Annotated in this window: 13 protein-coding genes; 10 read left to right on the top strand and 3 right to left on the bottom strand. The window is 69.2% G+C overall.

Features of this window, described 5'->3' with window-relative positions:
* Positions 1-58 precede the first annotated feature (58 nt).
* The 3 genes from A5648_RS09735 to A5648_RS09725 are packed head-to-tail and all read right to left on the bottom strand — an operon-like array spanning position 59 to position 2,846.
* Positions 59-961 (bottom strand): aldose 1-epimerase, encoded by a 903-nt coding sequence (locus A5648_RS09735; protein ID WP_065024343.1) that lies wholly within the window; start codon positions 959-961, stop codon positions 59-61.
* A gap of 2 nt (positions 962-963) precedes the next feature.
* On the bottom strand, positions 964-2,139 hold the full coding sequence (locus A5648_RS09730; protein ID WP_065024342.1) for an FAD-binding oxidoreductase: 1,176 nt from the start codon (positions 2,137-2,139) through the stop codon (positions 964-966).
* A 35-nt stretch (positions 2,140-2,174) separates the two neighbouring features.
* Positions 2,175-2,846 (bottom strand): GAP family protein, encoded by a 672-nt coding sequence (locus A5648_RS09725; protein WP_065024364.1) that lies wholly within the window; start codon positions 2,844-2,846, stop codon positions 2,175-2,177.
* An 83-nt stretch (positions 2,847-2,929) separates the two neighbouring features.
* Between A5648_RS09725 and A5648_RS09720 the strand changes: the two genes are divergently transcribed.
* The 10 genes from A5648_RS09720 (at position 2,930) to A5648_RS09675 (ending at position 13,647) form a co-directional block, all read left to right on the top strand.
* The gene (locus A5648_RS09720; protein WP_234787383.1) at positions 2,930-3,373 is read left to right on the top strand and encodes a hypothetical protein; all 444 of its coding nucleotides are present in this window, start codon (positions 2,930-2,932) and stop codon (positions 3,371-3,373) included.
* Positions 3,374-3,529: 156 nt separating this feature from the next.
* Positions 3,530-6,076 carry an ATP-dependent chaperone ClpB gene (gene clpB, locus A5648_RS09715; RefSeq protein WP_065024341.1) on the top strand — a complete coding sequence of 849 codons (2,547 nt, stop codon included), beginning with the start codon at positions 3,530-3,532 and terminating at the stop codon, positions 6,074-6,076.
* A 157-nt stretch (positions 6,077-6,233) separates the two neighbouring features.
* Complete coding sequence (locus A5648_RS09710; protein WP_065024340.1) at positions 6,234-7,445, top strand: PecA family PE domain-processing aspartic protease; 1,212 nt, start codon at positions 6,234-6,236, stop codon at positions 7,443-7,445.
* A gap of 135 nt (positions 7,446-7,580) precedes the next feature.
* Positions 7,581-8,801 carry a PecA family PE domain-processing aspartic protease gene (locus A5648_RS09705; protein WP_234787382.1) on the top strand — a complete coding sequence of 407 codons (1,221 nt, stop codon included), beginning with the start codon at positions 7,581-7,583 and terminating at the stop codon, positions 8,799-8,801.
* An 86-nt stretch (positions 8,802-8,887) separates the two neighbouring features.
* Positions 8,888-9,775, top strand: a complete 888-nt coding sequence (gene ttfA / locus A5648_RS09700; protein WP_065024338.1) for a trehalose monomycolate transport factor TtfA — start codon at positions 8,888-8,890, stop codon at positions 9,773-9,775.
* A 91-nt stretch (positions 9,776-9,866) separates the two neighbouring features.
* Positions 9,867-10,643, top strand: coding sequence for an SDR family NAD(P)-dependent oxidoreductase (locus A5648_RS09695; protein ID WP_065024362.1), 777 nt, complete (start codon positions 9,867-9,869; stop codon positions 10,641-10,643).
* Positions 10,630-11,178, top strand: coding sequence for an orotate phosphoribosyltransferase (gene pyrE, locus A5648_RS09690; RefSeq protein ID WP_065024337.1), 549 nt, complete (start codon positions 10,630-10,632; stop codon positions 11,176-11,178). The genes A5648_RS09695 and pyrE overlap by 14 nt, the downstream gene beginning before the upstream one ends.
* An 8-nt stretch (positions 11,179-11,186) precedes the next feature.
* Positions 11,187-12,080, top strand: coding sequence for a hypothetical protein (locus tag A5648_RS09685; RefSeq protein ID WP_065024336.1), 894 nt, complete (start codon positions 11,187-11,189; stop codon positions 12,078-12,080).
* Entirely contained in the window at positions 12,077-12,787 is a 711-nt protein-coding gene (locus A5648_RS09680; protein ID WP_234787381.1) for a TrmH family RNA methyltransferase, read from the top strand. Before A5648_RS09685 ends, A5648_RS09680 begins: the two co-directional genes overlap by 4 nt.
* Before the next feature lie 17 nt (positions 12,788-12,804).
* A complete protein-coding gene (locus tag A5648_RS09675; RefSeq protein WP_082966409.1) occupies positions 12,805-13,647 on the top strand; it encodes a metal-dependent hydrolase in 843 nt (280 codons plus the stop codon).
* The last annotated feature ends 17 nt before the right edge of the window (positions 13,648-13,664 follow it).

Below are 13,664 nucleotides of genomic sequence, written 5' to 3'. Positions count from 1 at the left end.
ACATGAAAGCCCCTTATTTGGGTGCCAAATGGGGGCTTTCATGTCTGCTCGCCGGACTTCAGCGGACCCGGATGGAGAACTGGGCTACTCCCGGTTCGCCCGGGCGGGCCATCCGATAGCCGCCGCGGCGCAGCGCGTCGGTGGGCGCGGCCATCGGTTCGAAACAGATGACCTCCTCGGTGGCCGGGGCGAAGATCTGCGCCGCCGGATACCCGCTGTCGAAGTGCACCTCGATGCGCCGCCCACCGCCGCTGACCGCGAACGCCGCTCCGGCCGGCACTTCGTCGAAACCGTCGTCAAACACCTGCTCGCCCAACAATTCGGTGGATTGTGCATGAGGTTCGGTCGCTCCGGTCGGGATGCCGCGGGCGTCGACGAGCCGAGCGCGCATAGTCGGCGTCTCGATGCGCCACTGAGCTCTCGAGACTCCGGGCAGCTGCAGGTAGGGATGGAACCCGAAGCACAGCGGCACCCCGGCGCCGGTGGTGGCGGTGACCGTGGTGCGCACGGTCAGCGTGCGGTCTCCCAGAGCGACCGCCAGGCTCAGCAGATGCGGGAACGGGAAGGACGCCAACAACTCCGGCCGCGAGCCGAAGTCGAGTTCAGCGGTCACCGTCGACGCCGACCGCTCGGTCACCAGCCAACCGGAATCCCCGGCCAGGGTGCCGTGAATCGGGGCACCGTGCGCGTCGGTGTGTACGCCGCCGGTGCCGGGAGCCAGGGCTACCTTGGTGCCGTCGACGCGGTATTGCTTGCCGCTCAACCGATTCGCCCACGGATACAGCAGCGGGATGCCCATGGTCTTGTATTCGGATACGTATGCCGCCACGCCCTTGCGCTGACCGAGCAACTCCACACCGCCGTCGGACAGCGAGGTGCCGATCATGCCGGCGCTCGGGACGAACGTCGCCGTCAGATCCGACGACGGATCAACCAATGTGCAGGATTCGAATTCGCTCATGCTCACTCCGACAGTGGGTCGTGTTGAATGCGTTGCGCAGGAGCGCCTCTGGCGATCAGAGCGGCCTCGGTGGCACGGGTCATCTCGGGGCCGCCGCAGACCAGGATCTGTCGGTCGCTCCAGTTGCCATAGCGCGTGACCACATCCGGCAGCTGCCCGGTTTGCCGCACGTGCAGGCCCCGCGGCGGCGTCACGTCGGGGTAGTCGGCGGCCCAGCTCGGGTCGCGGGCGTACTCCGACACCGGGGTCACCGACAGCCACGGGTTGTGCGCCGCGATCTGCCACAGGGTGGGCAGGTCGTAGAGCTCGCAGGGGTATCGGCCCCCGAAGAACAGGTGCACGCGCGGGTTCACGCCCCACCGGGTCAGGTCCATGATGATCGCCCGCAGCGGCGCCAGGCCGGTGCTGCCGGCCACCATCAGCACGTCACCGGCGTCGCGGTCGACGTGCAGGCCGCCGTGCGGACTGGACAGGCGCCAGCGGTCACCGGGCCGGGTTTCGTTGACGATCGCGGTGCTGACCAGCCCGCCCGGCACCCCGCGGAGGTGGAACTCGATGGCGCCGGTCTCGTCGGCGGGCATGGCAGGCGAGAGGTAACGCCACGAGCGCGGGCACTGCGGCACCTCGACTTTGACGTACTGGCCCGGGTAGTAGGGCAGCGGGTGGTCGAGCTGGATCCGGACCACGGCCAGGTCGCGGGAGACCCGCAGGTGCTCGACGACGCTGCCGTCCCACCAGGCCGGGCCTTCTTCGGCGTCGGCGGCGCCGCCCATCACCCCGATGATCAGATTCAGCGACTCGCGGGCGGCGTCCTCGACCGCGGGGGTCCAGTCCTCGGCCAGCTCGTCGCGCAGGGCGGCGTAGAGCACGCGTCCCATGGTGTCGTAATGGTGTTGCGTCACACCGTATTTACGGTGATCTCGGCCGAGCTGTGCGATAAACGAGATCGGCTCCTGCGCGCGCTGGGCCACCAGCTCGCCGTACACCCAGCTCAAAGCCTGGGTGAACGCCGTGCGGATAGCGGAAAGGTCGGCCGGGAACAGATCACGGGCCGACGGGTCGGTGCCGAACCAGCGGGCGAACAAGCGGGTCACAAAGCCGTCGGTGCCGTCGCTGGCATCGGGGGCGGCGAACGCGCCGCGCAGCACCTGCAGTGCGTCACGGTCGTCTAGGCCCACGGCCGCGATTTTATGCGGGCCGGCGGCGGTACCGGCTACAGCGCGTGAATCCCGTTGTAGGTCACCATGGCGCCGATGAGGACGAGGATGACGGCGACCAGCGCGGCGTGCTGTTGTTGCATCCAGTCCTTGAGCCGCTCCAGCGCCGGATCGAGCCGGTGGCTGGCCGCGAGATAGCCCAGAATCGGGACCACCACCGTGGATGCGGCGATGGCGACGAAGAACGCGGCCGCCTGCCACGCCCCCGCGCTGGTCAGCCCGGCGCTGCCGATGGCCAGCCCCGCAGCGGCGGCCATGAACAGCACCTCGGGTCGGACCACGGCCAGTACCGCGGCCATCAGCCCGGCGCGCAGCGGGGTCATCGCGGTGAATGAGCGCATCCAGCCCGGCATCTCGCCGTGTCCGTGCCGGGTGGTCCAGCGGTAGATACCGAACGCGATCAGCGTCACACCGACGACAATCCGTAGCCACGCGGCCCACGCCGGCGGTGTGGTGCGCAAACCGCCCAGCAGTCCCGATGCGGCCACGAAGGCCGCGGTGAGTGCGGCCAGACCCGCCAGCCAGCCGACGAGAAATACCAGCCCGGTCTCGCGCGGACGCGGGGTATGCAGCACCAGCACCGCCGGGATGACGGTGATCGGGGAGAGCGCCACCACCAGCGCGAGCGGAATCAACGCGGTCCACACCGAACCCAAGCCGGACGTCATGGCAGCACGGTAGCCGACCGGCCGGGCGTGGAACGTCACCACTGGTCTTGCTAGATACCCGTACGGGGTATAGGTTCAGTGGCGTGCGCAAGGCGGATATGGTGGGACGCCGGGTCGGCGTCACCGGACTGATCGCGGCATTGGTCTGCACCCTGGGTTGCTGTCTGCCGGCGATCCTGGTGGCACTCGGCGTCGGAGCATCGGCTGCGGCCGGCATGGGACACGCCGCGCACGGCGCCGGGGAGGCCGGGGGCTGGTTGCCGGAAGTGCTCGACGTGCTGCATCGGATCAGCCCGGTTCTGCTGATCGTGTCCATCGTGCTCGTCGCCGCAGCGCTCGGTATGCGGCGTCGCGCGGCGGCGTTGCCGGCATTGGCGGCCGGCGTCGTGCTCTACCTCAGCGTGCACGGCCAGACCGAACCGGTCGTCATGTACGCCGGGATGGCGCTCGGCTACGGGGTGTGGCTCGGCCTCTACCTCTGGACGCGGCCGCGCGTCGGCGGCGACTCGCGCGACTGTGCCGTCTGATACGCCCGCGACGGCGTGTCGGGTATGAAACCGCACAGGCGGCGCAAAGAAATCTGGGGTTGAGCGGAACAGACTCAACCTTGACGACGTTGAACAAGCCGACAAGCATTTTCACCGGGCCCGCTCAGGCCCCCTCTGACCCCGAATGGAGGTGTCGTGGACTCGTTCAACCCGACCACCAAGACGCAGGCGGCCCTGACCGCGGCGTTGCAGGCGGCCACCGCTGCCGGCAATCCCGAAATCCGGCCCGCACACCTGCTGCAGGCCTTATTGACCCAGAACGACGGGATCGCCGCGCCGCTGCTGGAGGCGGTCGGGGTGAACCCGGCGACGATCCGCACCGAGAATCAGCACCTGCTCGACCGGCTGCCGCAGGCCAGCGGCGCCAGCGCGCAACCGCAGCTGTCCCGCGAATCGCTGGCCGCGATCACCGTCGCCCAGCAGCTGGCCACCGAACTCGACGACGAGTACGTCTCCACCGAGCACCTGATGGTCGGTCTGGCCACCGGCGACTCCGACGTCGCCAAGCTGCTCAGCGGCCACGGCGCCTCGCCGCAGGTCCTGCAGGACGGCTTCGTCAAGGTGCGCGGCAGCGCCCGGGTCACCAACCCTGACCCGGAGGCCAGCTACCAGGCGCTGGAGAAGTACTCCACCGACCTGACCGCCCGCGCCCGCGAAGGCAAGCTCGACCCGGTGATCGGGCGCGACACCGAAATCCGTCGGGTCGTGCAGGTGCTGTCCCGGCGCACCAAGAACAACCCGGTGCTCATCGGTGAGCCCGGCGTCGGCAAGACCGCGATCGTGGAGGGCCTGGCCCAGCGCATCGTCGCCGGCGACGTCCCGGACAGCCTGCGCGACAAGACCGTCGTCTCCCTGGACCTGGGCTCGATGGTGGCCGGCGCCAAGTACCGCGGTGAGTTCGAGGAGCGGCTCAAGGCCGTCCTCGACGAGATCAAGAATGCTGCGGGACAAGTGATCACCTTCATCGACGAGCTGCACACCATCGTCGGCGCCGGTGCGACCGGCGAGGGCGCGATGGACGCCGGCAACATGATCAAGCCGATGCTGGCCCGCGGTGAGCTGCGGCTGGTCGGCGCGACCACGCTCGAGGAGTACCGCAAATACATCGAGAAGGACGCCGCGCTGGAGCGCCGTTTCCAGCAGGTCTACGTCGGCGAACCGTCGGCCGAGGACACCATCGGCATCCTGCGCGGCCTCAAGGACCGCTACGAGGTGCACCACGGGGTGCGGATCACCGACTCGGCGCTGGTCGCCGCGGCCACGCTGTCCGACCGCTACATCACCGCACGGTTCCTGCCGGACAAGGCGATCGACCTGGTCGACGAGGCCGCCTCGCGGTTGAGGATGGAGATCGACTCGCGGCCCGTCGAGATCGACGAGGTCGAACGGCTGGTGCGCCGGCTGGAGATCGAAGAGATGGCGCTGAGCAAGGAAGAGGACGCGGCGTCGAAGGATCGGCTGGAGAAGCTGCGCGCCGAGCTGGCCGACTACAAGGAGAAGCTGGCCGAGCTGACCACCCGATGGCACAACGAGAAGAACGCCATCGACGTCGTGCGGGAACTCAAGGAACAGCTGGAGACCCTGCGCGGGGAGTCCGACCGTGCCGAACGCGACGGCGACCTGGCCAAGGCCGCCGAGCTGCGCTACGGGCGCATCCCCGAGGTGGAGAAGAAGCTCGAGGCGGCGTTGCCGGATGCGCAGGCCCGCGAAGACGTCATGCTCAAGGAAGAGGTGGGGCCCGACGACATCGCCGACGTGGTGAGCGCCTGGACCGGCATTCCGGCCGGGCGGCTGCTGGAGGGCGAGACCGCCAAGCTGCTGCGCATGGAAGACGAGCTCGCCAAACGCGTCGTCGGGCAGCGCAAGCCCGTGCAGGCGGTCTCCGACGCGGTTCGACGCAGCCGGGCCGGGGTCGCCGACCCCAACCGGCCGACCGGATCGTTCCTGTTCCTCGGCCCCACCGGCGTGGGCAAGACCGAGCTGGCCAAGGCCCTGGCGGACTTCCTGTTCGACGACGAACGGGCGATGGTGCGCATCGACATGAGCGAATACGGCGAGAAGCACTCGGTCGCGCGGCTGGTCGGAGCGCCCCCCGGCTACATCGGCTACGACCAGGGCGGTCAGCTGACCGAGGCGGTGCGCCGCCGGCCCTACACCGTGGTGCTCTTCGACGAGGTGGAGAAGGCGCACCCGGACGTGTTCGACGTGCTGCTGCAGGTGCTCGACGAGGGCCGGCTCACCGACGGCCAGGGCCGCACCGTCGACTTCCGCAACACCATCCTGATCCTGACCTCCAACCTGGGATCGGGGGGCAGCGACGAGCAGGTGATGGCCGCGGTGCGTGCCGCGTTCAAGCCCGAGTTCATCAACCGGCTCGACGACGTGCTGATCTTCGAGGGCCTCAACCCCGAGGAACTGGTGTCGATCGTCGACATCCAGCTCGAGCAGCTGTCCAAGCGGCTGGCGCAGCGCCGGCTGCAACTGGAGGTCTCCCTGGAGGCCAAGAAGTGGCTAGCGCACCGTGGGTTCGACCCGATCTATGGAGCGCGTCCGCTGCGCCGGCTGATCCAGCAGGCCATCGGCGACCAGCTGGCCAAGATGCTGCTGGCCGGGGAGGTGCACGACGGCGACGTCGTACCGGTCAATGTCGGCGTGGATGGCGAGTCGCTGATCCTGGGCTGACGTTCCCCCGAGAGTGAGAGGTCCCCCGCTGCCCGGCGGGGGACCTCTTCCTTGCCCCTCTGCTGGCGGATGCGATGACGAAGCTGATCGGTTAATCTAACGATGCTGAGAAAGTCCGGGGTTTTACAATTTCGTCGTTAATTCGGAGGGGCACGCTATGTCAGGTCGTCGTCATCGCCTGGTCGGCGCCGTCAGTGCGGCAGGGGCCTTCCTGGCACTGAGCGCGCCCGCGCCGGCGGCCCACGCCGACTGGGACGACCTGTTCCAGCCCATCCTCGACGCCTTCAGCAGCGTCGACCCCGGCATCGCGGCCGACACCGACCCGGGCTCCGCTCTGGCGTCGTTGGACGCGCTGTTCGAGGGCTGGTACCAGGACCTCGTCTACACCCCGCTGCACGGCGTCGCGCCGTGGCTGTTCGGTGCGGATCTGCCCGGCAGTGCGGTCGCGTACGACGAGGACAGCACCAACCTCCCGGACAGCTTCACGGTTCCGATGGACGTCAACCTCGGGACGCAGCCGGTGGTCAACGTTTCGATCGGCGGCGGCGCGCAGACCGAGGTGCTGGTCGACACCGGCGCGGCCGGGCTGGTCGTGCCGATCTGGAACATCAACCCGTTCGGCATCACCGGACTGCCCACCGGCTTCAACATCGGCCAGTTCGGCGGGGCGCTGAACTACTTCTATATGGAGCTGCCCACCACGGTCACCTTCGCCGACGCCGGCGGCAACACCGTCACCGCCGACACCACGGTGGACGCGGTGCTCTTCGCGTTCCCGGCAGACCTCAATCCCTTTGGCTCCTGGTCCATCTACGACTACCTGGCCGGTTCCTCCACCGGGGTCTTGGGGATCGGTCCCAACGCGCTCGGGCCCACTCCCGACCACATTCCGACCGCCGATCTGCCCGGCAACCTCGGCAACGGCGTGCTGATCGACCAGGCGAACAAGCAGTTGATCTTCGGGGATAACCCGTACGAGGGCGGCACCGTGATTGCCGGGTCGCCCTGGGCCGACTTGAAGGTCCAGCTCAATGACGGGCCGATGACCGACGTCAAGGCGGTGATCGACTCCGGCGGTGTCTACGGCACCATGCCGTCCTCGGTGTTGACGGGCGCGGGCGTTACCCCGACCGCCAATGGAGCCCTGCCCGACGGGACGGACATCTCGGTCTACGCCAAGGACGGCACGCTGCTGTACTCCTACACGGTGGGCTCCCAGGCGGGTGAGGTGCGCAGCCCGGTCGTGGTTGGCGCCAACAGTGGCATGAACACCGGGAACTGGCTGTTCGGCCACGAGCCGGTCTACATCAACTACACCGTGCCCGGCGGGCAGACCATCGTCGGGGGCACCCTCATCCAGGCGGGATGACATCACCGGCCTCGCTGACGTCCCCGGCGATTTTTGGCTGTTTCTTGGGTAAATCCCCTGGTGTTCTACGCCCCTGCGGGGGTTAACGTAACCGCTGTTGGTTGCGGCTCTCCGTGACCGGGGGAGGTTGCGGGTATGTCAGCAGCTCATCGACGCCAGGTGATCGGTGCGACCGCGACGGCCGGGGCGTTCCTGGCGTTCGGGGCCGCGCCGGCGGCCAATGCCGACGTCGATGATCTGTTCCAGCCGATCATCGATGCGCTCAGTGCGGTTGATCCCGGTATCGCCGCCGATACCGATCCCGGCTCGGCGCTGGCCTCGTTGGACTCCCTGTTCGAGGGCTGGTATCAGAACCTGGTCGCTACCCCGATCAACGACCTTGAGCAGTGGCTGTTCGGCGGGGCCGCCGATGCGAGCACGGCCGGCAGCGCCGTCGCGTCCAGCCCGGACGTCGTCACCCCGGACACCTTCACCGTCCCGCTGACGGTCAACGCCACCACCGAACCGGTGGTGAACGTTTCGGTGGGCGGCGGCGCGGCGGAACCCCTGCTGGTCGACACCGGCGCGGCCGGCCTGGTCATGCCGATCTGGGACGTTCCGTGGACCGGCATCACCGGCCTGCCCACCGGTTTCAACGTCGGTCAGTTCGGCGGTTCGCTGGACTACTTCTATGTGGAGCTGCCCACCACGGTCACCTTCACCGACGCTGCCGGCGAGACCGTCACCGCCGACAGCAGCGTCGATGCCGTGCTGTTCGCGTTCCCGGCGAACTTCAACCTGTTCGGCCCGTGGTCCATCCAGGACTATCTGGGCCCGGCCAACGTCGTCGGCGTGCTGGGGGTCGGACCCAATGCGCTCGGGCCGACACAAGACAGCATTCCGACCGCCGACCTTCCGGGGGACCTCGGTAAGGGCTTGCTGATCGACCAGGCCAACCACGAATTGGTCTTCGGCGCCAATCCGTTGACCGACGGGACCTCGGTCGCCGGGGCGCCCTGGACGACCTTGGATCTCAGCATCAACGGCGGTACACACCAGGCAGTCAGCGCGGTCGTCGACTCCGGCGGGGTGTACGGCACCATGCCGTCCTCGGCGCTCAACGGCATCACGCCGGAGAGCAACGGCGGCCTACCCGACGGGACGACCATCGCGGTCTACCAGCACGGCACCAACAACCTGCTGTACGAGTACACGGTGCACAACTCGAACACGGCCTTCAACTCCCCGACCGTGACCTCCGGCGACAGCATGAACACCGGCAACTTCCCGTTCGCCCAGCAGCCGATCTACATCTCCTACAGCCCGAGCGGCACCGGGACCACCATCTTCGGCGGCTCCAGCGCCCTCGAGCTGTGACGTTGACCTCTTGGAATCGTGCTGATACGCGGTTGTGACCGGCAAGCGTTCTCGCTTCCGGGCCGACAACAGATACGCTAGGCCTAATGGTCCCGCTCTGGTTCACGCTGTCCGCGCTGTGTTTCGTCGGCGCGGGCGTCTTGCTGTACGTGGACCTCGACCAGCGCCGCGGCCGCAGCCGGCGCCGCAAGTCCTGGGCCCGCTCGCACGGCTTCGACTTCGAACCGGAGTCCACCGAGATCCTGCGACGCTGGAAACGCGGCGTGATCTCGACCGTCGGCGACGCGCCGGTCCGCAACGTGGTGCTCGGCCAGATCCGCGGTGAGGCGGTCTACATCTTCGACCTGGACGAGGTCGCCACGGTGATCGCCTTGCACCGCAAGGTCAGCACCAACGTCGTCGTCGACGTGCGGCTCAAGGGTCTCAAAGAGCCACGCGAGAACGACATTTGGCTGCTCGGGGCGATCGGCCCGCGGATGGTCTACTCCACCAACCTCGACGCAGCGCGCCGCGCCTGCGACCGGCGGATGGTCACCTTCGCCCACACCGCGCCGGACTGCGCGGAGATCATGTGGAACGAGGCGAACTGGACCCTGGTCAGCATGCCGGTCACCAGCACCCGCGCCCAGTGGGACGAGGGCCTGCGCAGCGTTCGCCAGTTCAACGACCTGCTGCGGGTGCTGCCGCCGACGCCACGGCGTCAGCCGGTCGAAGCCGTGGCCGGATCGGCCAAGCCGGCGGCTCGCCGCAACGGGCAGCCCAGCCGCCCGCTGGGTTCTGGCGGTGCGACGGAATCCGCGGAGGACGGCGCAGCCGAGCAGGCGCCGGCTCCGTCGCGGGCGGCCACTCCGCCGTTGGGCAACGCCGCCGCTGCCGTCGAACGGCCACGGCGCCGGACGGCCCGCGATGAGGGCATGCTGCACGCCCCGGCTCCGGGCCGCAACGGCCGGCAGACCGCGCACTATCAGCGCTGACCGCCGCCGCCGGTCCACCGGCTCGGGCTGATGGCGGCGACCCGCGGCGCCCGACTTCGTCGTGCTGGCGATCGCCGCTACGCTGTCCGTCATGTCACGACCCACGGCCCTGGTCACCGGGCCTACCTCCGGGTTGGGCGCCGGCTACGCGCGCCGCTACGCCGCCGACGGCTATGACCTGGTTCTGGTCGCCCGCGACGCCGAACGGCTCGAGGCGCTGGCGGCCGAACTGCGGGGCAGTCACGGTTGCGATGTCGAAGTGCTGCCCGCCGACCTGGCCGACGCCGACGGCCGCGCCACGGTGGCCGAGCGGCTGCGCGCCGGCGTGCGGGTGCTGGTCAACAACGCCGGCTTCGGTACCTCCGGAGAATTCTGGACCGCTGACCCCGCGCTGCTGCAATCGCAGCTGGACGTCAACGTCACCGCGGTGATGCAGCTGACCCGGGCCGCACTACCGGCGATGATCGATGCGGGCGCCGGCACCGTCGTCAATGTGGCCAGCGTGGCCGGCCTGCTGTCCGGGCGCGGCTCGACGTACTCGGCGTCCAAAGCCTGGGTGGTGTCGTTCACCGAGGGCCTGGCCGGTGGGCTCGCCGGCACCGGCGTCGGCATCCACGTGGTCTGCCCGGGCTACGTGCACACCGAATTCCACGAACGCGCCGGGATCGACATGGCCACCCTGCCGTCGTTTCTGTGGATGGAAGTCGACGACGTCGTCGCGGCCAGCCTCGCCGACATCGCCCGCGGCGACGTCATCAGCGTCCCGGGCCTGCAGTACAAGGCCTTGACCACCGCCAGCCGGCTGATTCCGCGGGGGCTGTCGAGGACGCTGACCAACACCTTCGGGCGGGGCCGTGGGCGCACTTAACGGCGACGAGCGCGACGAACTGGCCGCGCTGGTGCGCGACCTGTCGGTCGTGCACGGCCGCGTGACACTGTCCTCGGGCGCCGAGGCCGACTACTACGTCGACCTGCGCCGCTCCACCCTGCACCACCGGGCCGGCGCCCTGATCGGCCGGCTGGTCCGCCAGCTCACCGATGATTGGGACTACGTCGCGGTGGGCGGTCTGACCCTGGGCGCGGATCCGGTGGCGACCGCCGTCATGCACGCCCCGGGCCGGCCGATCGACGCCTTCGTAGTCCGCAAATCGGTGAAAGCCCATGGCATGCAACGCCTTATCGAAGGCGCCGACGTGAGCGGGCGGCCGGTCCTGGTGGTCGAGGACACCAGCACCACCGGCGGGTCGGCGCTGACCGCGGTGCGTGCGGTGCGCGACGCCGGCGGGCAGGTCGTCGGCGTGGCCACCGTGGTGGACCGCGCCACCGGAGCAGCCGAGGCCATCGAGGCCGAAGGCGTGCCCTATCGCAGCGTGCTCGGCCTGGCCGAGCTCGGACTGGGCTGAGCCCGGTTGTGCGGACACTGATCGCGGCGTGGCTGGCGCTGGCCGTCGCGTGCGTGGCGGGCTGCTCCAGCCCGGGCCCGACCGGCCCGTACGGCGCCCAGGGCGCCCGGCTCGGTGAGGCGCTGACCCTGCTCGGCTGGGAGATGACGCTGACCAACCTGCGCTGGGAAGTCGACCATGTGCTGATCGACGTCAAGGGGCACCTGGCCGACTCCGATGCGCCGCACGCCGCGGCCAACGAGCTGCGATTCGGGGTGTACGGCACCCCGGCGCGCACGGTCGAGGCCACCGGGCTGGGCAGCTGCGATGCGCTGGGGGAGCTGACGCCGACGCCGCTGTCGAACCGCGAACCGGATCGGCTGGACGGCACCGTGTGCCTGGGCCCATTGAAGGAACGCAGCGCGGTGCGCGGGATCTACGCCTACTCCCCGGCCGACCGGATCAAGGACACCACGGTGGCCTACGGCGCGGCGTTCCCGGTGGGGCTGCCACCGATCAACCCCTACGACACCGGGCTGGTGCTCACCGCCCAAGGCGTGACGGCATACCGGGCCGACGGTGTACCGCTGGCACCGGCCGCCCTCGGTGACCCGAAAGCCTTCTCCGGCAACGGATATATGGTGATCACCCTGACCGCCGATGCGCTCGCCGGTCAGTACCGGGACGACGCGCAGGCGCGCGGTGGGCCGTTGATGCTGATCGCCGGCCCGTCGACGCCGATCCGCGGGCTGGGACCGGACTGCCTGGCCTCCGGGTCGGCTGTGCTGATCCTGCCGGAGGCGTCGCTGAACTCGGTGCACGTGCCGACGTCGCTGTGCACACACGGAGAGATCAACGCTGCGCTGCTCTACGCCTCGGTGTCGGTGGTGGGCACCCACGCCGCGGTATGGACCACGACGTGACCGACGCACAGGGCCCGGACCCATGCGGCGGTCCCAGCTTCGCCTCTCCTTCGTCGAGCCTCGCTGAACCGCCGGGCCCGACCGAGTGGTTCCCGCCGGCCAACGGCGTCGGGCCGTGGCCGGGCGAGCCGCCGGCCGACCCGCGCTACGACCCGGAACTGCTGCGCGAAGGCGACCACCGCAACGTCGTCGACGCCTACCGCTACTGGAGCCGCGAGGCGATCATCGCCGACATCGACCGGCGGCGGCACCGGCTGCATGTGGCGATCGAGAACTTCGGGCATGACGCCAACATCGGCTCAGTGGTGCGCACCGCCAACGCGTTCGCCGTGCACACCGTGCACATCGTCGGGCGGCGGCGCTGGAACCGGCGCGGCGCCATGGTCACCGACCGCTACCAGCGGCTGCGCCACCACGACGACGTCGCCGGACTGCTGGATTTCGCCGCGCAGCACGGCCTGACCGTCGTCGCGGCCGACAACGTCGCCGGGGCGGTGCGCCTGGAGCAGACCGCGCTGCCGGCCGACTGCCTGCTGGTGTTCGGCCGGGAAGGCCCCGGTATCAGCGACGAGATGCGCGCGGGCGCCGATGTGCTGGTGTCGATCGCCCAGTTCGGCTCGACCCGCAGCATCAACGTCGGGGTGGCCGCCGGTATCGTCATGCACGCCTGGATCGCCCGGCATGGCAACCTGGAAAACGCCTGGTAGCAGCGAGCATTGGAGACGTGGTGCGGGACAACCAGCTGACCACCCGGCGCATCCGCTTCCAGTTTCACGCCCCCGACGGCCGCTATTTCGCCGACGACAACATGGTGCTCAGCCATTTCGTCGCCGAGCTGTCGGGCAGCTTCCCGCCCGGTGAGGAGTCGTTCATCCGTTCGGTGCGTCGGGTCACCGACCAGATCACCGATCCGATGCTCAAGCGCCGGGCCGCCGGCTTCATCGGCCAGGAATCCACCCACGGGCGGGAACATCGCCGGCTCAACGCCGCACTCATCGACCGCGGCTACCGGATCGCATGGCGCGACTCGAAATCCATGCGGGACAAGCTGTGTCGACGCGAGCAACGAATGTCACCGCGGGTGCACCTGGCGATGACCGCCGGTGCCGAGCACTACACCGCGGTACTGGCCGAACGGATCCTGTCCAGCGCGGAGATCCAGGCCATTCCGGGTACACCGGAGGTGTGGAATCTGCTGAATTGGCATGCGCTGGAAGAACTGGAGCACAAGTCGGTGGCGTTCGACGTCTACCGCGCCGTCGGCGGCACCGAGCCCATCCGGATCGCGGCGATGACGTTCCTGATCGCCACCACGGTTCCGGCCACCTTGCTGGCGGTGGCGATCTCGATCGCCCGCGACCCGGTGGCGCGCCGCCATCCGGTTCGGCTGCTGCGAGAAAGCCGCGCGCTGCTGCGTGGCCCGTTCTTCAAAGGGCTGTTGCGCGACCTACTGCGCTATCTCAAACCCGGCTTCCACCCCGACGACGTGGACACCACAGCGCTGCTGGAACTGTGGCAGCGCAAGCTCTTCGGCGACGGCGGCACATTGGTCGAGCACCTGCGCTGACGGTGAATCAAACAGGT

The organism is Mycolicibacter sinensis (genome assembly GCF_001673565.1).
In the GTDB taxonomy this organism is placed as follows: Bacteria; Actinomycetota; Actinomycetes; order Mycobacteriales; family Mycobacteriaceae; genus Mycobacterium; species Mycobacterium sinense_C.
The sequence above is the reverse complement of the archived record's forward strand: the minus strand, read 5'-3'. Positions and strand labels throughout refer to the sequence as shown.